We start from the raw sequence: 21,247 nt of genomic DNA on the forward strand, positions 1-21,247 counted from the left end.
GCCCGGGCCGCTCCCGTCCGGATCACTGCTCGTCGCCCGTCGGCAGCTTCCGGTACTTGCCGGTGGAGGGCGGGATGTGGAAGGTTCGGATCGTGGCCTCCGCGGCGTCGTGGAACGAACGGAGCGCCGCGACGCCCCCGTCGCCGGACGTGGGGTAGGCGATCGAGGACACGACGACGTACTGCGGATCGTCGGCGGGGAAGATCCCGGCGAAGCTGTGCACGAAGTCGCCGCGGTAGCCGCCGCGGCCGTCCGCCTGCTCGGCGGTGCCCGTCTTGCCCGCGATGCGATACCCCGGAATCGAGACGTGTTCCGAGATCCAGCCCTGCTTCACGACGTTCTCGAGCATCTGCATCATCGAATCTGCGGTCTTCTCGGAGACCACGCGGACGGCCTCGCCGTGCTCGGGCTCCTGCACCGAGCCGTCCGCGCCGGTGCAGCTCGCGACGACGCTGGGCGGCACGCGCACGCCCCCGTTCGCGATGGTCTGGTAGACCCCGGCGGTCTGGACGATCGTCGACGAGAGCCCCTGACCGAACATCGTGTTGTAGGAGGTCTGCCGATCCCACTGATCCGGGGGGTAGAGCAGGCCCGCGTCCTCGACCTGCAGTCCGGCCCGCGTCGACTCGCCGATGCCGAAGGCCCGCAGATAGTCGTAGCGGGTCTCCGCGTCGAGCTTGGATCCGAGCATCGAGATGCCGACGTTCGACGAGTGCAGCATGATCCCCGCCAGTGTCCAGGGCATGGCCTCGTGCTGGAAGGAGTCGCTGAAGACCACGCCGTCCTCGGGCCGCCAGGTGGACGGGACCGAGGCCGTGGTTCCGGGGGTCGCCGCGCCGCTGTCGATCAGCGCCGCGGCCGTGATCGTCTTGAACGTGGAGCCCGGCTCGTAGGGATCGACGAAGCTCCGCGCCTCGCGCTTGGTCGGATCGCCCGCGTCGACGTCGTTCGGATCCACCGAGCCGTCCTCGGCCACGGCGACGAGCTCCCCCGTCCTGATGTCGACAACCGTGAGCAGCCCCCATTCGGCGCCGACCCGCTTCACCTGCGCATCGATGATCTGCTGCGTCTCCCACTGCAGATCGCGGTCCACGGTCAGCTGCACGGTGCCGCCGTTCACGGCTTCCTGGGTGACGACGACGCTGCCGGGCAGGGCGACGCCGTCCGCTCCGCGCTCGTAGCTCTCCTCGCCGTCGATGCCCGTGAGGCATGCGTCCTGCGAGAGCTCGACCCCGGCCTGCGGCTCCGAGTCGGCTCCGGCGAAGCCGATGAGGTTGCCCGCGACCGCCCCGTTGGGATAGCTGCGGGCGTGATTGCTGTCGAAGGTGAGCCACGGGATGTTCAGCGCCTTGAGCCGGGTCAGGGTCGTCAGGTCGACGGACCGCTTCACGTAGGCGAAGTCGGATTTGGGGTCCTCCTCCAGCGCGTCGTCGACGATCGTCTCGATCTCCTCGGCCGTCTGCCCGGTGATCTCGCCGATCTCGGCGAAGGCCTGCTGCGAGGTCACCCGGACCGTGGCGATCCCCCCCTCATCGGCGGGACGGTAGAACGATCCTCCGCCGACCCGGGTGTTCTTCGGGGAGAGCTGCACGTCGTAGCGCTCGTCGGTCGTGCCGAGGATCTCCCCGTTGCGGTCGACGATGTCCCCGCGCAGGCTCGGGATCACGATGGGCACCGCGCGCTTCCCCTTGGCCTGCTCGCCGAGCTCCTCGGCGGAGACGACCTGCACGTCGAAGAGCCGGACCGCGAAGACCAGAGCGCCCACGACGACGATCGTCAGGGCGATGAGGCGGCGGGCGGTGCCCGAGCGCGTTCTCGTCATCGTGTCCCCTCCCCTTCGGCCTCTGATCGGATGGCGGCTCGCGGCCGGCCGCGGGCATCGCTCAGTGCGTGTCCGGGGCCGGAAGCGTCCCCTGCCACGGTACCGCCGAGGCGGCGGAATCAGCGGCACCCGCCTCGGCCTGTCCCCCGTCCCGTGAGACGAGCAGCCCGTCGGCGTCCACCACCGGCAGCTGGTCGAGCGTGGCGTTGGGGATGCGATTCTTGCCGACCTCGCTGGTGCGCGGCTCGAGGCTGCCGAGCACCTTGCCGTCGCTCAACCGCAGCGTGGCCGGGGTCGCGTTCTGCACCATGCCGAGCTCCCCGGCGTTCTCCGCGAGGTTCTGCGGGGAGGCGAGCTTGTCGACGTTCTGGGAGAGCACGCGCTCGACGCGCATCAGATCGCGCTGCTCCTGTTCGAGGGCCCTGGTCTCGTAGGCTCCCTCTGAGACCGCGATGCTCAGGCCGAGCTGAGCGGCGAAGGTCGCGAGGATGATCGCGACGGCGACGAGGCCGGCGAGGAGCGGGCTGACGCTGCGACGCGCGGGGCGCGCGGCGGGAACCGGTCGCAGCTGCGGCCGCGGCGCGGGCGTCGGGGCGGGGAGCGCTCCGAGCCAGTAGGCGTCGGTCTCATGCTGATGCGTCGCGACGGGGTCCGGATCCAGCGCCCACAACGGCTCGATGGGAGCGGTGCTGTCCCTGGCGCTCATGCCGCCTCCCGCACTCGCTCGGCCGCCCGCAGGCGCGCCGGGACGGCCCGGGGGTTCCGATGCTGCTCGGCGGCGTCGGCGCGTTCGGCGCCTCTGGTGAGCAGCGCGAACTCGGGCCGGTGCTCGGGAAGCTCGACGGGAAGCCCCGCGGGGGCGGTGGAGCGGCTCCGCTCGGCCAGCACGCGCTTGACCAGCCGGTCCTCCAACGACTGATAGCTCATGACGACGATCCGTCCGCCCCGGCCCAGCGACGACAGCGCGGCGGGGAGCGCGCGCTCCAGGGCGGCCAGTTCGCCGTTGACCTCGACCCGCAGCGCCTGGAAGACCCGTTTCGCGGGATGCCGCCGGTCCCGCAGCGCCGCCGGGGTGGCCTCCTGCAGCACCTCGACCAGCCGCGCACTGCGCTCGATCGGCGTCGCGGCCCGCGCGGCCACGATCGCCCGCGCGTACCTCGCCGCCAGGGGCTCCTCCCCGTAGCGTTCGAAGAGCTCGCGCAGCCGGCCCTCGGGCTCCTCGGCGAGCACCTCGGCGGCCGTCCGCCCGGTCGTCTGGTCCATCCGCATGTCGAGCGGCGCGTCGCGGGCGTAGGCGAAGCCTCGCCCGGCGTCGTCGAGCTGCAGCGAGCTCACCCCGAGATCGAAGAGGACGCCGTCGACCCGGTCGAGGCCCGCCGCCGCGGCGGCCTCCGCGAGACCGTCGTAGACGGTGTGCCGGAGGATCGCGCGCTCCCCGAAGCGGTCGAGCCTGCGGGCCGCGAGCGCGAGCGCGTCGGGATCCCGGTCGAGGCCGAGCAGCGTCAGTCCCGGGTGGGCCGCCAGCAGGGCCTCGCCGTGGCCGCCCATGCCGAGGGTCGCGTCGACGACGACCGCTCCGGGGCGCGCGGCGACCGGCGCGAGCAGTTCGAGACAGCGCTCGATCATCACCGGCGTGTGCAGCGCGCCGGGATCGGCACCGTCGTATCGTTCTGCGAGTGAGGCGACCATGATGTCTTCCGGGGCGTCGTCCGTGAGGCCGGGATCCCTGGTCCCTCGTCCGTCGACCTGCCGCAGGGGAAGCGCGTCAGGGAGAGCGGAGACGAGAGGCCACGGGTACCGGCGCTAGAACATGCCCGGGATCACCTCCTCCTCGATCTCGGAGAACGCGGTCTCCTGCTCGTCCAGATACGTCTGCCAGGCCCCGGCGTCCCAGATCTCCGCTCGGCTGCCGGCGCCGATCACCGCGAGTTCCCGATCGAGCCCGGCGTAGTCCCGAAGCGCGGGCGGCACGGTGAACCGGCCCTGCTTGTCGGGCGTCTCGGCGTGGGCGCCGGACAGGAAGACCCTGAGATAGTCGCGCCCCTGCTTGGAGGTGATGGGCGCCTCGCGGATCCGCTCGTGCATGCGGGTGAACTCGGTCTCGCTGAAGACGTAGAGGCAGCGCTCCTGCCCTCTGGTGACGACCAGACCCTCGGCCAGTTCCTCCCGGAACTTCGCCGGCAGGATGAAGCGCCCCTTCTCGTCGAGCTTCGGGGTGTAGGTGCCGAGGAACATCGGCGCCTCCTTCCCCGCGGTGCTCGACCGACGATTCGAGACCCGTCCGCCGCGGGTCTTAGCGCCACTTTACTCCACTTTCCCCCACTTTCACCATTTTTCCTCCACTTTTTGCTCCACTTCTCCCCACCGCGCCCCTCGACCGCGCCGCCGCCGCCGATCCGGGCGCACGAAAAAGGGCGGTGGAATCATCCACCGCCCTTGATTCAGGGGTGCGGCCGGTCAGGCCGCGTGCGCGATCAGCGCTCCATCTCTCGCTGCGCTCCGTAGGCTGCCGCCGCGGGCGGCACCGAGCGCCACCCGAAACGCCGTGCGTTTCGGCTAGCGCTCACCCTCGATCCGCTGATCCCAGCGGCGCTCCATCCGATCGCTGAAGCTCTCCGAGGCCGACGGCCCGGAGGCGGAGGGCCTGCGCGCCTCTCCATCGGAGACGCCGGGAGCCTCGGTCTTCGTGAAGGCGAGCACCGCGCCGCCGAGCATCGCCACGAAACCGATGAGCCCCAGCCACCACTGCTGAGCGGAGACCGCGGTGAGGAGCACGCCGATGCCGACGACTCCGCACAGGATCCCGAGCACGAGGGAACGGATGCTGACGCGGCGGGTCGGGTTCGAAGCCGCACGCATCACGTCCGCCTCGCTCTGGTAAAGCCGGCGCTCCATGTCGTCGAGCAGTTGCTGCTCGCGTTCCGACAGTCCCATCTTCACCTCCCGGTCCCGTGGTCTTCCCACCAGTCTACGCCAGCGGAACCCGGCTAGGCTAGGCGACGTGGAGGAAACGACGCGACTCGCAGGGCTCATTCAGGAGCGGATCGACGATACGCTCGCCGCCCATCGCGGCGAGCTGCAGCCGCTCGGCGCGGATATCGCCCCGCTGCTCGACGAGGCCGCCGACTATCTTGCGGGCGGCAAGCGGCTCCGCGCGCGCTTCGCCGTGCTCGGATATCGGGCGGTGCGCCCGCTCGACGTCTTCGGCGAGCCGAGCGGCGAGCTCGGGGTGGTGCTCGACGCCGCCTGCGCGCTGGAGCTCTTCCACGCCGCCGCGCTGATCCACGACGACGTGATCGATCGCTCCGATACTCGACGGGGGCGCCCGTCCGCCCACCGCCATTTCGCCTCCCTGCACGACGACGCCGGCTGGCGCGGCTCGGCCGAGCACTTCGGCCTCGCCGGGGCCATCCTGCTCGGAGACCTGCTGCAGTCGTGGGCCGACGAGTTGATGCAGCGGGCCTGCGACCGAGCGGCCGCCGCGGCCGGCCGCGCCGCCCGCGAGCACTTCAACCGGATGCGGAGCGAGGTCGCGGCGGGCCAGTACCTCGACGTGTTCGAGGAGCAGCAGCCCGAGTTCGCGCCCGAGCAGCAGCAGCTCGAGCGCTCGACGCTCGTGCTCGTCTACAAGTCCGCCAAGTACAGCGTGGAGGCTCCGCTGCTGATCGGCGCGGCCCTCGCGGGCGCGGATGAGGAGCAGGAGGGCGCGCTCTCCGAGTTCGGGCTCCCCGTGGGCGTCGCGTTCCAGCTCCGCGACGATCTGCTCGGCGTGTTCGGCGACAGCGACCTGACCGGCAAGCCTGCGAGCGACGATCTGCTGGAGGGGAAGCGCACGGTGCTCGTCACCCTCTCCCGCACCTCGCTTCCGGATACGCAGCGCCGACTCTTCGACGAGATGCTCGGCGATCCCACGCTGGAGGCGGAGCAGATCGAGATGATGCAGCGAACGATCCGCGACAGCGGAGCGGTGCGCCGAGTGGAGGACATGATCGCCCGCAACATCGACCGCGCGGAGGCGTCGCTCGATTTCGCGCCGCTCGACGTCGGAGCCAAGGAGCGGCTCATCGACCTCGCGCGCAGATCCACCCGGCGCGTCGCCTGACGCGGGTCAGCAGGCCGGTGCCCGTGCGGAAAGGGCCGGAGCCGTCTGCGTCAAAAGGCCAGCGCCTGTGTCGCGCGCCTGACGGCGCTCTTGCGGCCCGCTCTGAGCGCCGCCACCGGGCGCTCGCCGAGCTCTTCGTTCTCCCCGAGCAGCCACGCGACCGCCTCGTCGTTGGAGTATCCCGCGTCCAGCAGCGCCAGCAGCGTGCCGCGCAGGGAACTGAGCGGTTCGTGGTCCGCGACGAACTCCGCCGGGACATGCAGGACGTTCTCGATGCGGACAGCTGCGAGGTGGTGATCCTCGATGAGCCGATGCACCTTCCCGGGCGTGAGTTCCCACCGCTCGCACAATTCGGGGATGGTCAGATACTCGGTTCGCGTCGGCTCGTTCTCGGGCACACCAGCATTCTAGGGCACCTCGCGCGGTGCGCCGGATATTCGCCGGTCCCGACGCGGTCCGCTCGCGGTGTCTCGCTCCGTGCGGCGCGCTGTCCGTTCGCGAACGGTTTTGTTCCATAGAATCGGCGCGTGAACTCCGTCCCCTCCGATCCGTTCATCGGGCGCACGCTCGATGAACGGTATCTCGTGCGCTCCCGCATCGCGCGCGGGGGGATGGCGATGGTGTATCTGGGCAACGATCTGCGCCTGCAGCGCCGGGTCGCCATCAAGGTGATGCATCAGCACCTCGTGGAGGACGAGAACTTCACCCGCCGTTTCGAGCGGGAGGCGCGCAGCGCGGCCATGCTCGGCCACGCCAACGTCGTCGGGGTCTTCGATCAGGGAGCCGACGGCGGCGTGCCGTACCTCGTGATGGAGTACCTGCCGGGCATCACGCTCCGCGAACTGCTGAAGCAGCAGCGAAGGCTCACGGTCGATCAGACCCTCGAGATCGGAGAGGCGGTGCTCTCCGGCCTCGCCGCGGCCCACGCGGCCGGGCTGGTGCACCGGGACGTCAAGCCGGAGAACGTGCTGCTCGCCGACGACGGGCGCATCAAGATCGGAGACTTCGGGCTGGCTCGCGCGGTCAGCGCCAATACGACGACGGGACAGGCGCTGCTCGGCACCATCGCCTACCTCTCCCCGGAGCTCGTCACCCGCGGCATCGCCGACGAGCGCAGCGACGTGTACGCCTTCGGCATCATGACCTTCGAGATGCTGACCGGCCGCCAGCCCTTCCGAGGCGAGCAGGCCATGCAGATCGCCTACCAGCACGCGCACTCCGACGTGCCCGCGCCGTCGAGCCTCGCCCCGGAGACCCCGCCGGAGCTTGACGAGTTCGTCCGCTGGTGCGCGGAGCGCGACCCCTCCCTCCGGCCGCTCGACGCCGCCCAGGCGCTCGAGGCGCTGCGCGCCATCAGGAACGGCGGGGGGCCGGGCGACACGAGGATCCTCCCGCGCACCGGCGCGATCGGGACGACGACCCCCTCGACCACGGTGCTCAGCGGCGCGGAGCAGGGCGCGCTCCAGGCGTCGACGGCCCCCTCCGCGGAACGGCCCTCGTCCGCCCCCGCCACAGCCGTCGATCGGGCTCGCCGGGCGGGCGCCCGCCGTGCCCGGCGCGGCGGCTGGCTCGCGGCCGCGCTCGTCGTCCTGATCGCGCTCGCCGGCGGAGTCGGCTGGTGGTGGGGTCAGGGGCCGGGTTCGCAGGTGACCGTCCCCGACGTCGCGGGAGAGGAGCTCGACGCGGCCACGCTCACCCTCGAGGAGCTGTCCCTCACGGTGGAGACCGACAAGTGCTCGAGCCTGGAGGTCGAGAAGGGCCGCGCCGTCGGCACCGAACCCGCGGCCGGCAGCCGCGTCGATCGCGAGTCGACGGTCACGCTCTGCCGATCGACCGGGCCGGCCAAACTCGACGTGCCGACCCTCAACGGCCTCCCGCTGGAGGAGGCGCAGCGCGCGATAGAGGAGGCCCGCTTCCGCGTGGGCGAGGTCGTCGAGGAGCGCTTCGACGGGGGCGAGCGCGGGACGGTGATCCTCGCGCTCGGCTCGAACGGCAAGGGGCTCGGCGAGACCTACTCCGAGCAGGGGCGCATCGATCTGATCGTCTCGGCCGGATCGGTGCCGGACGTGGCCGGGCAGACGGTGGAGGCGGCCACGGAGTCGCTGGAAGCGGTCGGGCTCTCCGTCGACGCGGACGCGAACGTCGAGGAGCACCACGGCGAGGTGCCCGAGGGGAGCGTCATCGCCATGGTCGATCCCGGGCGAGAGCTCCGCGTGGGCGACGGGGTGGGGGTGCGCATCTCGCTCGGCCCGGAGCTCTTCGAGATCCCCGACGTGGCCGAGCTGCCCTTGCAGGAGGCGATCGACACGCTGGAGCAGGCGGGCTTCTCGCCGAGTTCGGGGGTGCTCGAGACCTTCCGGGACTTCGCGAGGGCGACGGGAACGGAGCCCGCGGCGGGCGAGCGGGTGCCCGCCGGCACCGAGGTCGTCGTCAGGGCGCGCGTGTCCCTGGACTTCTGATCCGGCGCCTCTGTCGCCGGGTCGCTCAGCTGCGCTTGAGCTCCTCGGCGACCTGGAAGGCGAGTTCCAGCGACTGCATGTGGTTGAGGCGAGGATCGCACAGCGACTCGTAGCGGGTCGCGAGCGCCGCCTCGTCGATGTTCTCCGATCCGCCGAGGCACTCGGTCACGTCGTCGCCGGTGAGCTCGACGTGGATGCCGCCCGGGAAGGTGCCCACCTCGCGGTGCGCCTCGAAGAAGCCCCGCAGCTCGTCCATGACGTCGTCGAAACGGCGCGTCTTGTAGCCCGTCGAGCTGGTGATCCCGTTGCCGTGCATCGGGTCGGTGACCCACAGCGGCAGCGCCCCGGCGTCGCGCACCCCCGCGAGCAGCGGCGGCAGCGCATCGCGGATCCTGCCCGCCCCCATCCGGGTGATGAAGGTGAGGCGTCCCGGCTCGCGATCGGGGTCGAGCCTGTCGATCAAGCGCAGCGCGTCGTCCACGGTGGCGGTCGGTCCCAGCTTCACCGCGATCGGGTTGCGCAGCTTCGAGAGGAACTCCACGTGCGCGCCGTCGAGATCGCGCGTGCGCTCCCCGATCCAGAGCAGGTGCCCGGAGGTGCCGTAGGGCTCTCCCGTGCGCGAGTCGATGCGCACCAGGGGGCGCTCGTAGTCGAGCAGCAGCGCCTCGTGGCTGACGTAGAACTCCGTCTGCGTCAGCGCCGAGCTCTCGACGCCGCAGGCCTCCATGAAGCGCAGCGCCCGGTCGATCTCGGCTGCGAGCGCCTCGTACCGCTGATTCGCGGGGTTCGAGACGAAGCCCTGGTTCCAGGCGTGCACCTGCCGCAGATCGGCGAATCCGCCCTGGGTGAAGGCGCGGATCAGATTGAGCGTCGACGCCGACACGTGGTAGGCGCGCACCATCCGAGAGGGATCGGCCGCGCGCGACTCCGGGGTGAAATCGTAGCCGTTCACCAGATCGCCGCGGTACGCCGGCAGCGTCACGTCGTCTCGCGTCTCGGTGTTGCTCGAGCGCGGCTTCGCGAACTGCCCCGCCATGCGCCCGACCTTGATGACCGGCATCGAGGCGCCGTAGGTCAGCACGACCGCCATCTGCAGCACGGTCTTGACCCGATCGCGGATCTTGTCCGCGGTGGCGGCGGCGAAGGTCTCGGCGCAGTCGCCCCCCTGCAGCAGGAAGGCCTCTCCCCTGGCCGCGGCGGCGAGCCTCTCCCGCAGCTGATCCGCCTCGCCAGCGAACACCAGCGGCGGCTGGGCGGCGAGTTCCGCGACCGCGGCGTCCACCGCGCCCGCGTCCAGCCAGGTCGGCTGCTGCTTCGCTTCGAGCGCACGATAGGAGTCCAGGCCCGACGCCTCGAAGGGGACACCCGTCACGGTCTGCTCACTCACTTCTCGCCCGCTTTCCAAGTCGATGGCAACCGGACCATTCTATCCCGGCGCGGCCGCCGTCACCGCCGGTTTGGCATTGCGTACGCTGCTGGCGTAGACGTCCACGTACTCCTGGCCGCCGAGGCGCTGGATCTCGACCATGATCTCATCGGTGACGCTGCGGAGCACGAAGCGATCCGCCGACATCCCCGCGAAGCGGCTGAAGTCCATGGGCTCGCCGATCACCGTGCCGATGCGCCGGATCCTCGGGAACTTCGCGCCGATCGGCATGCACTTCTCGGTGTCGATCATCACCGCGGGCACGACGACCGCTCCGGACTCCAGGACCAGGCGCGCCACGCCCGTGCGGCCCCGGTAGAGGCGGGCGTCGGGGCTGCGCGTGCCCTCCGGGTACAGCGCGAGCACCTCGCCGCGCTCGAGCACGGCGAGACCGGTGTTGAGCGAGGCCTCGCTGGCCTTGCCCCCGGAGCGATCGATGGGGATCTGTCCGACGGCGAGCATGAATGTCTTGGTGAACCAGCCCTTGATCCCCTTGCCGGTGAAGTAGTCGCTCTTGGCGAGGAAGGAGATCCGGCGGTCGACCATCAGCGGCATGAAGAAGGAGTCGATGACCGAGAGATGGTTGCCGACGATGATGACCGGACCCGTGGAGGGCAGGTTCTCAGCGCCCTCCACCCAGGGTCGATAGATCGTCTTGAGGAGCGGCCCGATCACCAGGTGCTTGAGAAACCAGTAGATCACTGCGTCACCACCTCCCTTTCCGTCCGACTCACCCTATCGAATTGTAGATACGCCACGTCGTTCACGGGCGGGCGGCCCGGCGTGCGTATAGTCTGAAGAAGACCGGTCGGCGCGAAGCGCACCGGGCTGAGACCTCTGGTACAGGTATCGAAGGAGTTGCCGTGAACGTTACCGAGACGCCGCTGATCGTGCCGACGGCGCCAGACGACAACGTCACCGACCTCTTGGAGGAGCGGGTGGCCGCCACACCGGATCGGGTGCTCTTCGCGACGCCCGACGGCGACGGCTGGCGCGACGTGACCGCGGTCGAGTTCCGCGCTCGCGTCGTCGAGGTCGCCAAGGGCCTCGTGGCCGCCGGGGTGCAACCGGGCGACCGCATCGCCTTCGTCTGCAAGACCTCGTTCGAGTGGACGCTCATCGACTTCGCGCTCCACTACGCGGGCGCCGTCATGGTGCCCGTCTACGAGACCTCCTCGGCGCTGCAGCTGCACTGGGTGCTCGAGGACTCCCGGGTCCGGGGCGTCATCACCGAGAGCGGCGATCACGCCGCCCGTCTCGACGAGATCAGGGACGAGGTGGAGGGTCTGGAGTTCGCCTGGCGGCTGGACCGGGGGGCGCTCGCGGAGTTCGTCGCCGGGGGCGCCGAGGTGCCGGACGCGGAGATCGAGCGCCGCCGTTCTATCGCCGTCGCGACGGACGTCGCCACGCTCATCTACACCTCCGGCTCGACCGGCCGCCCGAAGGGCGTCGTGCTGACGCACGCGAATTTCGTCGACCTCTCCCGCAACTCGGCGGCCGCGCTCGGCTCGGTGGTCAACGAGCCCGGCGCCTCCACCCTGCTGTTCGTCACGCTCGCGCACGTGTACGCGCGGTTCATCTCGGTGCTGGCCGTGCACGCGGGCGTGCGAGTCGGGCACCAGCCGGACACCACCAAGCTGCTGCCCTCGCTCGGCAGCTTCTCCCCCACCTTCCTGCTCGCGGTTCCGCGGGTCTTCGAGAAGGTGTACAACTCGGCCGAGCAGAAGGCGGAGGCCGGCGGCAAGGGCAGGATCTTCCGCGCTGCCGCCGGCACGGCCGTGAAGCACAGCGAGCACGTGATGGCGGGATCCCGGGTACCGCTGTTGCTGAGCCTCAAGTTCAAGCTCTTCGACCGGCTGGTCTTCTCGACCCTGCGCACGGCCATGGGCGGCCGCGTGAAGTACGCGGTGAGCGGCTCTGCGCCCCTCAGCCACTACCTCGGCCACTTCTACCAGAGCCTCGGCATCAAGGTGCTGGAGGGCTACGGACTCACCGAGACGACGGCTCCCGTCAGCGTGAACCTCCCCGACAAGTTCAAGATCGGCACGGTCGGCCCCGCGCTGCCGGGGCAGAGCCTCCGCATCGCCGAGGACGGCGAGGTGGAGGTGAAGGGCACGGCGGTGTTCAAGGAGTACTGGCAGAATCCGTCGGAGACCGCGGCGGTGTTCACCGAGGACGGCTACTTCCGGACCGGCGACCTGGGCGCCCTGGACGATGACGGCTACCTCACCATCACGGGGCGCAAGAAGGAGATCATCGTCACGGCGGGCGGCAAGAACGTCGCGCCTGCGGGACTCGAGGATCCGATCCGCGCGTTCCCGCTCATCGGCCAGATCGTGGTGGTCGGGGATCAGAAGCCCTTCATCGCGGCCCTCATCACGCTCGACACCGAGATGCTGCCCACCTGGCTGAAGAACCAGGGCCACGACGAGCACATGACCCTCGAGGAGGCCGCGGCCCACCCCGCCGTCATCGCCGAGGTGCAGCGGGCCGTGGATCACGGCAACGCGCACGTCTCGCGCGCCGAGTCCATCCGCAAATGGGTGATCCTGCCGACCGAGTTCACCGAGGCGAGCGGGCACCTCACCCCGAAGATGAGCATCAAGCGGGACAACATCCTGCGCGACTACGCCGGAGAGATCGCGAAGATCTACGGCGACAACCCTCAGACCGAGACCGTGACGACGGCGCGCTGAGGCGCGGCGGAGAGGTCCGCCCCCGAGCCCTTCGACAGGCTCAGGAACCCCTGTCGAAGGGGCGGAGCCGTCGTTCCCCGCGACACGCTCGGGGAACGGCGGCTTCAGAACCAGTCGGAAGCGCGGATGCGGCGCATCGCCTCCCCGCGGGTCTCCCGGTCGAGGCGCTGGATGTAGAGCTTCCCGTCGAGATGATCGCACTCGTGCTGCAGCGCCTGGGCGAGCAGCCCCTCGCCCTCGATGACCACCTCTCGTCCGTCGAGATCCACGCCGCGGACGGTGGCGCGGGGGTACCGCATCACCTCGAACCACAGCTCGGGCACCGAGAGGCACCCCTCGCCCGTGGGAACGGGCTCGCCGCCCAGGTCCACGATCTCGGGGTTGAGCACGTAGCTCACCTCGCCGTCGATGTGGAGGCTGAAGGCGCGCTGCGTGCGCCCGATCTGGGTGGCGGCGAGGCCCGCCCGCCCGTCGAACGCCACGGTCTCGCACAGATCGGCGACGAGCGCGCGGACCCCCTCGTCGATCTCCTCGACGGGGTCGCAGACGGTCCGCAGCACCGGGTCGCCGAAGAGACGGATGTCTCGGACCGTCACGCGTTCAGTCCTCCTCGATGACGAGGACCAGGTCGCCGGCCTCGACGGATCTGGTGCCCTCGAAGGCGACGCGCTGCACGGTCCCGGCCACGGGGGCGGTGATCGCCGCCTCCATCTTCATCGCCTCGATCGAGGCGACCGTGTCGCCGGCGGCGATCCGGTCGCCCGCCCGCACCTTCACCGTGACCGTGCCCGAGAAGGGCGCCGCGACCTGCCCGGGAACCGTGCGATCGGCCTTCTCCGCCTGCGCCACGGTGACCCGGACCGACTGGTCCTTCACGAACACCGGCCGCAACTGCCCGTTCACGCGCACCATGACGGTGCGCACGCCCTTGTCGTCGGCCTCGCCGATCGCTTCGAGCCCGACGTAGAGGCGCACCCCCTTCGACAGGTCGACCGCGTGCTCCGCGCCCGCCTCGAGCCCGTAGAGATAGTCGCCGGTATCGAGGATCGACAGGTCGCCGAACCGAGCCCGCGCGTCGAGGAACTCCGCCGTGGGTCCCGGGAACAGCAGCCGGTTCAGGGCGTCCCGCCGCTCCTGGCTCGACCCCTGCAGCAGGGCCGCGTCCGCCTCGGCGACGTCGGCGACCTCGATCGAGGGGCGACGGCTGGCGAGCACCCGGCTGCGGAACGGCTCCGGCCAGCCGCCGGGGATCTCCCCCAGCTCGCCCGCGAGGAACCCGACCACCGAATCCGGGATGTCGTACCGCTCCGGATGCGCCTCGAAATCCTCCGGGTCCGCGTCCACCGCAGCGAGGTGCAGCGCGAGATCGCCGACGACCTTCGACGACGGCGTCACCTTCGGGATCCGGCCCAGGATCCGGTCGGCCGCGGCGTACATGTCCTCGATCTTCTCGAAGTTCTCCGCGAGCCCCAGCGCGATCGCCTGCTGCCTGAGGTTCGACAGCTGCCCGCCCGGGATCTCGTGCGTGTACACCCGGCCGGTCGGCGACGGCAGCCCGGACTCGAACGGCCGGTAGGCCACCCGCACCGCGTCCCAGTACGGCTCCAGGGCGTACACCGCCCCGGGGTCGATCCCGGTGTCGCGCTCCGTGTCCGCGAGCGCCGAGACCAGTGCGGACAGCGACGGCTGCGAGGTCGTGCCCGACATCGGCGCGGACGCCGCGTCCACCGCGTCCACCCCGGCCGCCGACGCGGCCAGCAGCGTCGCCAACTGGCCCCCCGGCGTGTCGTGCGTGTGGAGATGGACGGGCAGCTCGAATCGCTCCCGCAGCGCGGTCACGAGCTTCGCGGCCGCCTGCGGGCGCAGCAGGCCGGCCATGTCCTTGATCGCGAGCACGTGCGCGCCCGCGTCGACGATGCGCTCGGCGAGGGCCAGATAGTAGTCCAGCGTGTACTTGTCCTCCGCGGGCGACAGCAGGTTCCCCGTGTAGCACAGCGCCACCTCGGCCACCGCGGTGCCCGTCTCGCGCACCGCGTCGATCGCGACCCGCATCTGGGCGACGTCGTTGAGCGCGTCGAAGATGCGGAACACGTCGACCCCCGTGGCGGCGGCCTCGCGCACGAACGCCTCGGCCACCTGCGGCGGGTACGGCGTGTACCCGACCGTGTTCTGGCCCCTCAGCAGCATCTGGATCGGAACGTTCGGCATCGCCTCCCGCAGCGCCGCCAGGCGCTCCCACGGATCCTCGCCCAGGAACCGCAGCGCCACGTCGTAGGTGGCGCCGCCCCAGGCCTCCACCGACCAGAGCTCGGGGGTGAGCCGCGCCACGTGCGGCGCGACCGCGACCAGGTCCTTGCTCCGCACCCGTGTCGCCAGCAGGCTCTGATGGGCGTCGCGGAACGTGGTCTCGGTCACCGCCAGCGCGGTCTGCTCCCGCAGCGCCCGCGCATACCCGTCCGGCCCGAGCTCCAGCAGCCGCTCCCGGCCCCCGGGCCGGGGACCGGACGCGAGATCGACCACCGGGAGCTTGAGCGCCGGCTCGGCCGCCGACGGCCTCGCGCCGTGGGGCTGGTTGACCGTCACGTCCGCCAGGTACTGCAGCATCCGCGTCGCGCGATCCTTCGGCTTGTTCAGCTTCAGCAGGCCGGGCCGCTCCTCGATGAACGCCGTCGACACGTCGCCCGCGCGGAAATCCGGATCATCGAGCACGGCCTGCAGGAACGGGATGTTCGTGGCGACGCCGCGGATGCGGAACTCCGCGAGCGCCCGCCTCGCCCGCACCACGGCGGCCTCGAAATCACGGCCTCGGCACGTCAGCTTCGCGAGCATCGAATCGAAGTGCGGGCTGATGTGCGCGCCCGGGTTGATCGTGCCGCCGTCCAGGCGCACCCCGCCGCCGCCCGGCGAGCGGTACGCGGTGATGCGCCCCAGATCCGGGCGGAAGCCCTGCGCCGGATCCTCCGTCGTGATCCGGCACTGCAGCGCCGCGCCCCGCAACTGGATCCGATCCTGCGTCAGCCCGAGCTCCTCGAGCGTCTCGCCAGCGGCGATCCGCATCTGCGCCTGCACCAGATCCACATCCGTGACCTCCTCGGTCACCGTGTGCTCCACCTGGATCCGCGGATTCATCTCGATGAACACGTGCTGACCCGCCCGAGGGCCCTCGGTGTCGAGCAGGAACTCCACCGTTCCGGCGTTCTCGTATCCGATCGACTCCGCGAACGCCACCGCATCCCGCGTCAGCGCGTCCCGCACCGCAGGGTCGAGATTCGGCGCCGGAGCGATCTCCACGACCTTCTGATGCCGCCGCTGCACCGAGCAGTCCCGCTCGAACAGATGCACCGTCGCACCCGTCCGATCCGCCAGAACCTGCACCTCGATATGACGCGGACGCAGCACCGCCTGCTCGATGAACATGGTCGCGTCGCCGAACGCCGACTCGGCCTCCCGCATCGCCGACTCCAGCGCCTCGCGCAGATCCTCCTCGCGCTCCACGCGCCGCATCCCGCGCCCGCCGCCGCCGGCGACCGCCTTCGCGAACACCGGGAACCCGATCTCCCGCGCCCCAGCGATCAACTCGTCCACGTCCGTCGACGGCGCCGTCGACGCCAGCACCGGCACCCCGGCCGCGATCGCGTGCTCCTTCGCCGCGACCTTGTTCCCCGCCATCTCCAGCGCGCGCGTGCCCGGGCCGATGAACCGTATCCCCGCAGCCTCGGCCGCCTGAGCCAGCCCCGGGTTCTCCGACAGGAACCCGTAGCCCGGATAGATCGCATCCGCGCCCGACTCCGTCGCCACCCGCACGATCTCCGACACGTCCAGATACGCACGCACCGGATGACCCTCGGTCCCGATCAGATACGCCTCATCCGCCTTCAGCCGATGCAGCGAGTTCCGATCCTCGAATGGGAACACCGCGACCGTCCGGACGCCCAACTCATGAGCCGCGCGAAACGCGCGAATCGCGATCTCCCCACGATTCGCCACCAACACCTTCTCGAACATGAGGCTCCTTCGCCAGTCGCACACGACCATTCACACACCGATATCAAACGAGTTCTGCCCAGGATTCATCCTATCGTGCACGGCGCTTCGCGATCTCCATCCCGTGCTCGGCCGCGCGCCCTCTCCCCGCGCGGCGGTCGTCTTCACATGACGATTGGAGCGGATTCGCAGCGCGAGGACTAGACTCTTTGTCGTGCATGTACTCAGTGTGAGCTCGCTCAAGGGCGGTGTCGGCAAGACGACTGTTGCGCTCGGCCTCGCCTCGGCCTCGTTCTCCCGGGGGCTTCGCACCCTCGTGGTGGATCTCGATCCGCAATCGGACGTCTCCACCGGTATGGACGTGAATCCCGAGGAATACGCGAACATCTCGAACGTGCTCGAGGATCCGCGCGAGCGCACGGTCCGCTCCGCGATCGCCCGCAGCGGCTGGAGCAAGCATCACGAGAGCGGCACCATCGACCTGCTGGTCGGAAGCCCGTCGGCCATCAATTTTGACGGCCCGCACCCGTCCGTCCGGGAGATCTGGAAGCTGGAGGAGGCGCTCGCGAGCGTCGAGGCCGACTACGATCTCGTGATCGTCGACTGCTCCCCCTCCCTCAACGCGCTCACCCGCACGGCCTGGGCGGCCAGCGACCAGGTGCTCGTGGTGACCGAGCCCGGCCTCTTCGCCGTATCCGCGGCGGATCGCGCGCTGCGGGCGATCGAGGAGGTGCGTCTCGGGCTGAGCCCGCGTCTGCAGCCGAGCGGGATCGTCATCAACCGCGTGCGCTCGCAATCGATGGAGCATCAGTTCCGGATCCGCGAGCTCCGCGAGATGTTCGGTCCGCTGGTGCTGGATCCTCAGCTGCCGGAGCGCCCGTCGCTGCAGCAGGCCCAGGGCGCCGCGAAGCCGGTGCACATGTGGCCGGGAGAGGCGGCGCAGGAGATGGCGGGATACTTCGACCGTGTGCTGGATCAGGTGCTGAGCGGGGCGGGGATCGACGCGCCCGCCGCGGCCGCGGGATCGGTGCGACCCGAGCCGGGCACTGTCATGCCCGAAGACGGCTTGGATCTCACGCGCGACGACACGGCCTCGGGCGACGCCAAGCCCGAACGCTAGGCGCTCGGCCCCGGGCTGCGGGGCTCGGTCCCGGACGGCGGGCGCTCAGCCGGTCTTGCGGGCCTCGCGCCGCACCGCGAGCTCGTCGACCTCGCTGCCGGCCGAGTCCCCGCGGTGCTCGTCCATGTCGACGAGCGAGGTCTCCACCTCGCGCAGCACCTTGCCGACCGCGATCCCGAAGACGCCCTGTCCTCGGCTGACCAGGTCGATCACCTCGTCGTTGGAGGTGCAGAGGTACACGCTGGCGCCGTCGCTCATCAGGGTGGTCTGAGCGAGGTCGTGCACCCCGGCCTCGTGCAGCTGCGCGACCGCCGTGCGGATCTGCTGCAACGAGATCCCCGTGTCGAGGAGCCGCTTCACGAGTTTGAGCACGAGGATATCGCGGAAGCCGTAGAGACGCTGCGAGCCGGAGCCCTTCGCCCCCTGGACCGTCGGCTCGACCAGGCCGGTGCGCGCCCAGTAGTCGAGCTGCCGATAGCTGATGCCCGCCGCCCGCGCGGCGACCGCGCCCTTGAAGCCGCCGTCCTTGTTCGGCTGGGGCAGCCCGTCGACGAAGAGGGGTTCCTGCTGCGGTGCGTCATTCGACGGTGACAAGACACCCTCCATCACGATTCTCCTCGTCCCGAGCCGGTCGGGCTCCCTCAACGTTAGCCCCGGATGCACTCCCGAGCAATTAACCTTCAACTAAAACTTTAGGCGTGTCGCGTCCGGGCCGTCCGCTCGCGAGCCCCGCCCGACCCGCGCCTACCGGCCGAGCTTGCGCCTGACCACTCCGCCGCGCACGGTCTCGAGCAGCGCGGCCAGCTCCAGCGCGTCCTCCGCCCCGCTCGGGCTGCCGCTGGCGGCTCCCCGCGCCTCCACCGCCTGCTCCACGAGCTCCGCGTCCCGCTCCGCGGCCACGCGCATGGCTCGGAGATGCCGCGGGGTGATCCCGTGCTCGGCCAGCTTCATCAGCGCCGTCACCTCGGCGATGCTGTCATGCGGGAACACCTCCGCCGCGGGCAGGAGCCCCGCGGCGATGGCCTCGCCGATGAATCTGGACGCCGCGCCGGTCTGCCGCTGCAGTTCCTCACGGCCGAGCACGCGTCGCGGCGAGAGGATGCTCGAGGCGCTGCGCGGGCCGGCGCCGGGGATCACCGGATCGCGGCCCTGATCGATCTCGGCGAGCACCTCGGCGATCACCCTGAGCGGCAGGTAGTGATCGCGCTGCAGCGTGAGGATCAGGCGCAGCCGCTCGACGTGCGCCTGAGAGAACTTGCGGTACCCGGACTTCGAGCGCTCGGGCGCGATCAACCCCTGCTCTTCGAGGAAGCGCAGTTTCGAGGGGCTCAGGTCGCCGAAGTCGCCCTGCAGGAGGGCGAGAACCTGGCCGATGCTGAAAAGCCCGCTCTCGCCCGGGGCCCGGGCCGTGCGCGGCGCCACGTCACACCTGATCCGGGAGATCGAAGCGGGAGGCGAAGAACGTGAACTTGAACTTGCCCACCTGGACCTCGGCTCCGTCCTCGAGATCGTGACCGGCGTCGATGCGATGCCCGTCCACGAACGTCCCGTTCAGAGATCCGAGGTCGCGAACGGAGAAGGCGGTCCCGCTCCGCCCGAACTCGGCGTGCCTGCGCGAGACCGTGACGTCGTCGAGGAAGATGTCGACCGCGGGATGACGTCCGGCGACGGTGACGTCCTGATCGAGCAGGAACCGTGCCCCGAGATCCGGTCCGCGGCGCACGACGAGCAGGGCGGCTCCGGACGGGAGAGCGCTCACGGCCTCCCGCTCGTCGACCGAGAGATCGGTCGTGCGGGAACGCACCAGAGCGCCGAGGTCCTCCCGGAACTGCTGGGTGGCGCGCGCTTCGGTGTCACCCGGGCGATGAGCCTGTTCCTCGGCGTTCACGTCGTTACTCACTCTTCTGCTCGTATGCGTTGTCCGGCCTCTTGGGCCTTCGTTCTACGTTACCGCAGCCCACGACAAGACGCATCCCGGAGTTCGCCGAGATCCCGCTCGCGCGCCGCGCTCAGGAGCGCTCGTGGGCTTCGAGGAAGTCGTACACCTCGTGGGCGTCGACTCCGGGGAAGGTGCCGGTCGGCAGTGCGGCGAGCAGGCTCGTCGGCGTCGCCGCCTCGGGCCACGCCGAGGCCTCCCACTTCCTCGTCAGCTCGTCGCTCGCGCGGCGGCAACAGCTCTCGTCGGGGCAGAACGACTGGGAGCGATGCGGGGTCTCGCGGCCGCGGAACCACTTGACCGCGTCGAAGGCCACGCCGACGCTGACCGAGTACTCCCCCTCCTTCGCCTTCTCGACCCGGGAGGTGCACCAGTAGGTGCCGCCGGAGATCATGTCCGTGTACTGGTACCAGGGGTTGAAACGATCCGGCTGGCCGAAGACGGTGCGCGCGGTCCAGTTGCGGCAGACCATCGCCCCCTCCAGGTTCCCCAGCGCGTCGGAGGGGAAGCGCACCCCGTCGTTCTCATAGGCCTTGATGAGGGTGCCGGACTCGTGCACCTTCATGAAGTGCACGTCGAGATCGAGATGCCGGGTCGCCAGATTCGTGAAGCGATGAGCGGCCATCTCGTACGAGACGCCGAACGCGTCGCGCAGGTCCTCCATCGAGATCCGCCGCTGCTTCTTCGCCTCGCTCAGATACTCCACCGCAGCCCGCTCCGGGAGCAGCACGGCGCCGGCGATGTAGTTCGCCTCGACCCGCTGCCGCAGGAACTCGCCGTAGCTGCTCGGTTCCTCGTGCTTGCAGATCAGGCTCGCGAGCGCGCGCAGGATCGGGGCCCGCGCATCCCGCGAGGGAAGATTCGCGCCCAGATAGATCCGGCCGTTGCGGCGGTCGATGACCGATCTGGTCGAGTGCGGCATGTCGCCGACGTAGTGGAGGCTGAATCCGAGCTTCTCGGCGATGTTCGAGATGGACTGCTGCGAGACCGGGCCGCGCGCGTACTCCTCCATGGCGAGCAGCTCGGTCGCGGCCTCCTCGAGTTCCGAGAAGTAGTTGCCGCGCACCCGCATCTCGGCCCGCAGCTCAGTGTTGGCCCGTCGCGCCTCCTCCGGCGTGGCCGCGCGCTCGCGGTGCAGGCGCTCCACCTCCTGATGCAGCCCCAGGATCGCCTGCAGCGTGTCGTCCGGCGTCGCCTTCGAGACGCGGATCGGCTGGATCCCGAGCGAGCTGAACACCGCGCCCCGCTGCGCGCGCTCCACGGCGATCTCGAGCGCGGCGCGGCGGCTCGGCGCCTCCGGGATCAGCAGCTCGTCCACGGTGCACTCGAGGGCGTCGGCGAGCGCGCGCAGCACCGGGAGACTCGGCTCGCGCTTGCCGTTCTCGATCGCCGAGATCTGAGAGGGCGCGCGGTCGACCGATCGGGCCAGCTGCTCGAGCTTGAGCCCGAGCTGGATCCGGCGCTCGCGCACCCTGCGCCCGAGCAGGAGGGCATCGCCGGCGTCGGCCTCGGCGGTGTCGGTTCGCGTCGGTGCGGCGCGGGACGCGTCAGCGTGGGTGAGAGTCATCCCACCATGGTGACAGCTTCCCGAAATTTCGGCAAACAGAAATCCTCGGTAATTTCACCCCGGAAACAGCCTCGAGTGGCGGCGTAGCAGTCCCAGGATGGAGAACAACACCGATTGATCCGGGTCTTCGACTCC

At 70.4% G+C, this 21,247-nt stretch carries 18 protein-coding genes; 4 read left to right on the forward strand and 14 right to left on the reverse strand.

What is annotated here, in order from left to right:
* Positions 1 to 22 precede the first annotated feature (22 nt).
* From J4H92_RS08625 to J4H92_RS08645, 5 genes are all read right to left on the reverse strand, one after another.
* Entirely contained in the window at positions 23 to 1,822 is a 1,800-nt protein-coding gene (locus tag J4H92_RS08625) for a peptidoglycan D,D-transpeptidase FtsI family protein (protein WP_208097767.1), read from the reverse strand.
* 61 nt (positions 1,823 to 1,883) lie between these two features.
* The gene (gene ftsL, locus J4H92_RS08630; RefSeq protein WP_208097768.1) at positions 1,884 to 2,528 is read right to left on the reverse strand and encodes a cell division protein FtsL; all 645 of its coding nucleotides are present in this window, start codon (positions 2,526 to 2,528) and stop codon (positions 1,884 to 1,886) included.
* The gene (rsmH, locus tag J4H92_RS08635) at positions 2,525 to 3,511 is read right to left on the reverse strand and encodes a 16S rRNA (cytosine(1402)-N(4))-methyltransferase RsmH (protein ID WP_208097769.1); all 987 of its coding nucleotides are present in this window, start codon (positions 3,509 to 3,511) and stop codon (positions 2,525 to 2,527) included. Before rsmH ends, ftsL begins: the two co-directional genes overlap by 4 nt.
* 114 nt (positions 3,512 to 3,625) lie before the next feature.
* The gene (gene mraZ / locus J4H92_RS08640; RefSeq protein WP_208097770.1) at positions 3,626 to 4,057 is read right to left on the reverse strand and encodes a division/cell wall cluster transcriptional repressor MraZ; all 432 of its coding nucleotides are present in this window, start codon (positions 4,055 to 4,057) and stop codon (positions 3,626 to 3,628) included.
* Positions 4,058 to 4,378: 321 nt separating this feature from the next.
* A complete protein-coding gene (locus J4H92_RS08645; RefSeq protein WP_208097771.1) occupies positions 4,379 to 4,756 on the reverse strand; it encodes a DUF3040 domain-containing protein in 378 nt (125 codons plus the stop codon).
* Positions 4,757 to 4,823: 67 nt separating this feature from the next.
* Between J4H92_RS08645 and J4H92_RS08650 the strand changes: the two genes are divergently transcribed.
* Entirely contained in the window at positions 4,824 to 5,924 is a 1,101-nt protein-coding gene (locus tag J4H92_RS08650) for a polyprenyl synthetase family protein (protein ID WP_208097772.1), read from the forward strand.
* Between the two features lie 50 nt (positions 5,925 to 5,974).
* On the opposite strand, the gene J4H92_RS08655 is transcribed toward J4H92_RS08650, so the two are convergent.
* The gene (locus J4H92_RS08655) at positions 5,975 to 6,322 is read right to left on the reverse strand and encodes an Rv2175c family DNA-binding protein (protein ID WP_208097773.1); all 348 of its coding nucleotides are present in this window, start codon (positions 6,320 to 6,322) and stop codon (positions 5,975 to 5,977) included.
* A 129-nt stretch (positions 6,323 to 6,451) separates the two neighbouring features.
* Here J4H92_RS08655 and pknB point away from each other — a divergent pair, with 129 nt between their 5' ends.
* Entirely contained in the window at positions 6,452 to 8,383 is a 1,932-nt protein-coding gene (gene pknB, locus J4H92_RS08660) for a Stk1 family PASTA domain-containing Ser/Thr kinase (protein WP_208097774.1), read from the forward strand.
* Between the two features lie 25 nt (positions 8,384 to 8,408).
* Here pknB and J4H92_RS08665 read toward each other — a convergent pair whose 3' ends face one another.
* Both J4H92_RS08665 and J4H92_RS08670 read right to left on the reverse strand, forming a co-directional pair.
* Positions 8,409 to 9,755 (reverse strand): class II 3-deoxy-7-phosphoheptulonate synthase, encoded by a 1,347-nt coding sequence (locus J4H92_RS08665; protein WP_208097805.1) that lies wholly within the window; start codon positions 9,753 to 9,755, stop codon positions 8,409 to 8,411.
* A gap of 54 nt (positions 9,756 to 9,809) precedes the next feature.
* Positions 9,810 to 10,511, reverse strand: coding sequence for a 1-acyl-sn-glycerol-3-phosphate acyltransferase (locus tag J4H92_RS08670; RefSeq protein ID WP_208097775.1), 702 nt, complete (start codon positions 10,509 to 10,511; stop codon positions 9,810 to 9,812).
* Positions 10,512 to 10,672: 161 nt separating this feature from the next.
* On the opposite strand from J4H92_RS08670, the gene J4H92_RS08675 reads away from it, so the two are divergent.
* The gene (locus J4H92_RS08675) at positions 10,673 to 12,505 is read left to right on the forward strand and encodes an AMP-dependent synthetase/ligase (RefSeq protein ID WP_208097776.1); all 1,833 of its coding nucleotides are present in this window, start codon (positions 10,673 to 10,675) and stop codon (positions 12,503 to 12,505) included.
* A 104-nt stretch (positions 12,506 to 12,609) separates the two neighbouring features.
* Here the strand turns inward: J4H92_RS08675 and def are convergent, their stop codons facing one another.
* Both def and J4H92_RS08685 read right to left on the reverse strand, forming a co-directional pair.
* Positions 12,610 to 13,101: a peptide deformylase gene (def, locus tag J4H92_RS08680; protein ID WP_208097777.1), complete on the reverse strand. Its 492-nt coding sequence runs from the start codon at positions 13,099 to 13,101 to the stop codon at positions 12,610 to 12,612.
* 4 nt (positions 13,102 to 13,105) lie between these two features.
* Positions 13,106 to 16,510, reverse strand: a complete 3,405-nt coding sequence (locus tag J4H92_RS08685; RefSeq protein ID WP_208097778.1) for a pyruvate carboxylase — start codon at positions 16,508 to 16,510, stop codon at positions 13,106 to 13,108.
* 193 nt (positions 16,511 to 16,703) lie between these two features.
* Between J4H92_RS08685 and J4H92_RS08690 the strand changes: the two genes are divergently transcribed.
* On the forward strand, positions 16,704 to 17,609 hold the full coding sequence (locus J4H92_RS08690; protein ID WP_208097779.1) for an AAA family ATPase: 906 nt from the start codon (positions 16,704 to 16,706) through the stop codon (positions 17,607 to 17,609).
* 45 nt (positions 17,610 to 17,654) lie between these two features.
* On the opposite strand, the gene J4H92_RS08695 is transcribed toward J4H92_RS08690, so the two are convergent.
* The 4 genes from J4H92_RS08695 to J4H92_RS08710 form a co-directional block, all read right to left on the reverse strand.
* Positions 17,655 to 18,215 carry a MerR family transcriptional regulator gene (locus J4H92_RS08695; protein WP_208097780.1) on the reverse strand — a complete coding sequence of 187 codons (561 nt, stop codon included), beginning with the start codon at positions 18,213 to 18,215 and terminating at the stop codon, positions 17,655 to 17,657.
* Positions 18,216 to 18,353: 138 nt separating this feature from the next.
* Complete coding sequence (ftsR, locus tag J4H92_RS08700; RefSeq protein ID WP_208097781.1) at positions 18,354 to 19,031, reverse strand: transcriptional regulator FtsR; 678 nt, start codon at positions 19,029 to 19,031, stop codon at positions 18,354 to 18,356.
* Between the two features lies 1 nt (position 19,032).
* Positions 19,033 to 19,509 (reverse strand): FHA domain-containing protein, encoded by a 477-nt coding sequence (locus tag J4H92_RS08705; RefSeq protein ID WP_424960865.1) that lies wholly within the window; start codon positions 19,507 to 19,509, stop codon positions 19,033 to 19,035.
* Positions 19,510 to 19,618: 109 nt separating this feature from the next.
* Positions 19,619 to 21,112, reverse strand: coding sequence for a helix-turn-helix domain-containing protein (locus J4H92_RS08710; RefSeq protein ID WP_208097782.1), 1,494 nt, complete (start codon positions 21,110 to 21,112; stop codon positions 19,619 to 19,621).
* Positions 21,113 to 21,247 lie beyond the last annotated feature (135 nt).

The sequence above is a fragment of the Leucobacter weissii genome, assembly GCF_017565745.1.
GTDB lineage: Bacteria > Actinomycetota > Actinomycetes > Actinomycetales > Microbacteriaceae > Leucobacter > Leucobacter weissii.

What these genes read in the sequence shown, in the direction of transcription:
- J4H92_RS08625 (WP_208097767.1), bottom strand. Translation starts at nt 1,822, where the DNA reads ATGACGAGAACGCGCTCGGGCACCGCCCGCCGCCTCATCGCCCTGACG.
- ftsL (WP_208097768.1), bottom strand. Translation starts at nt 2,528, where the DNA reads ATGAGCGCCAGGGACAGCACCGCTCCCATCGAGCCGTTGTGGGCGCTG.
- rsmH (WP_208097769.1), bottom strand. Translation starts at nt 3,511, where the DNA reads ATGGTCGCCTCACTCGCAGAACGATACGACGGTGCCGATCCCGGCGCG.
- mraZ (WP_208097770.1), bottom strand. Translation starts at nt 4,057, where the DNA reads ATGTTCCTCGGCACCTACACCCCGAAGCTCGACGAGAAGGGGCGCTTC.
- J4H92_RS08645 (WP_208097771.1), bottom strand. Translation starts at nt 4,756, where the DNA reads ATGGGACTGTCGGAACGCGAGCAGCAACTGCTCGACGACATGGAGCGC.
- J4H92_RS08685 (WP_208097778.1), bottom strand. Translation starts at nt 16,510, where the DNA reads ATGTTCGAGAAGGTGTTGGTGGCGAATCGTGGGGAGATCGCGATTCGC.
- J4H92_RS08695 (WP_208097780.1), bottom strand. Translation starts at nt 18,215, where the DNA reads ATGGAGGGTGTCTTGTCACCGTCGAATGACGCACCGCAGCAGGAACCC.
- J4H92_RS08710 (WP_208097782.1), bottom strand. Translation starts at nt 21,112, where the DNA reads ATGACTCTCACCCACGCTGACGCGTCCCGCGCCGCACCGACGCGAACC.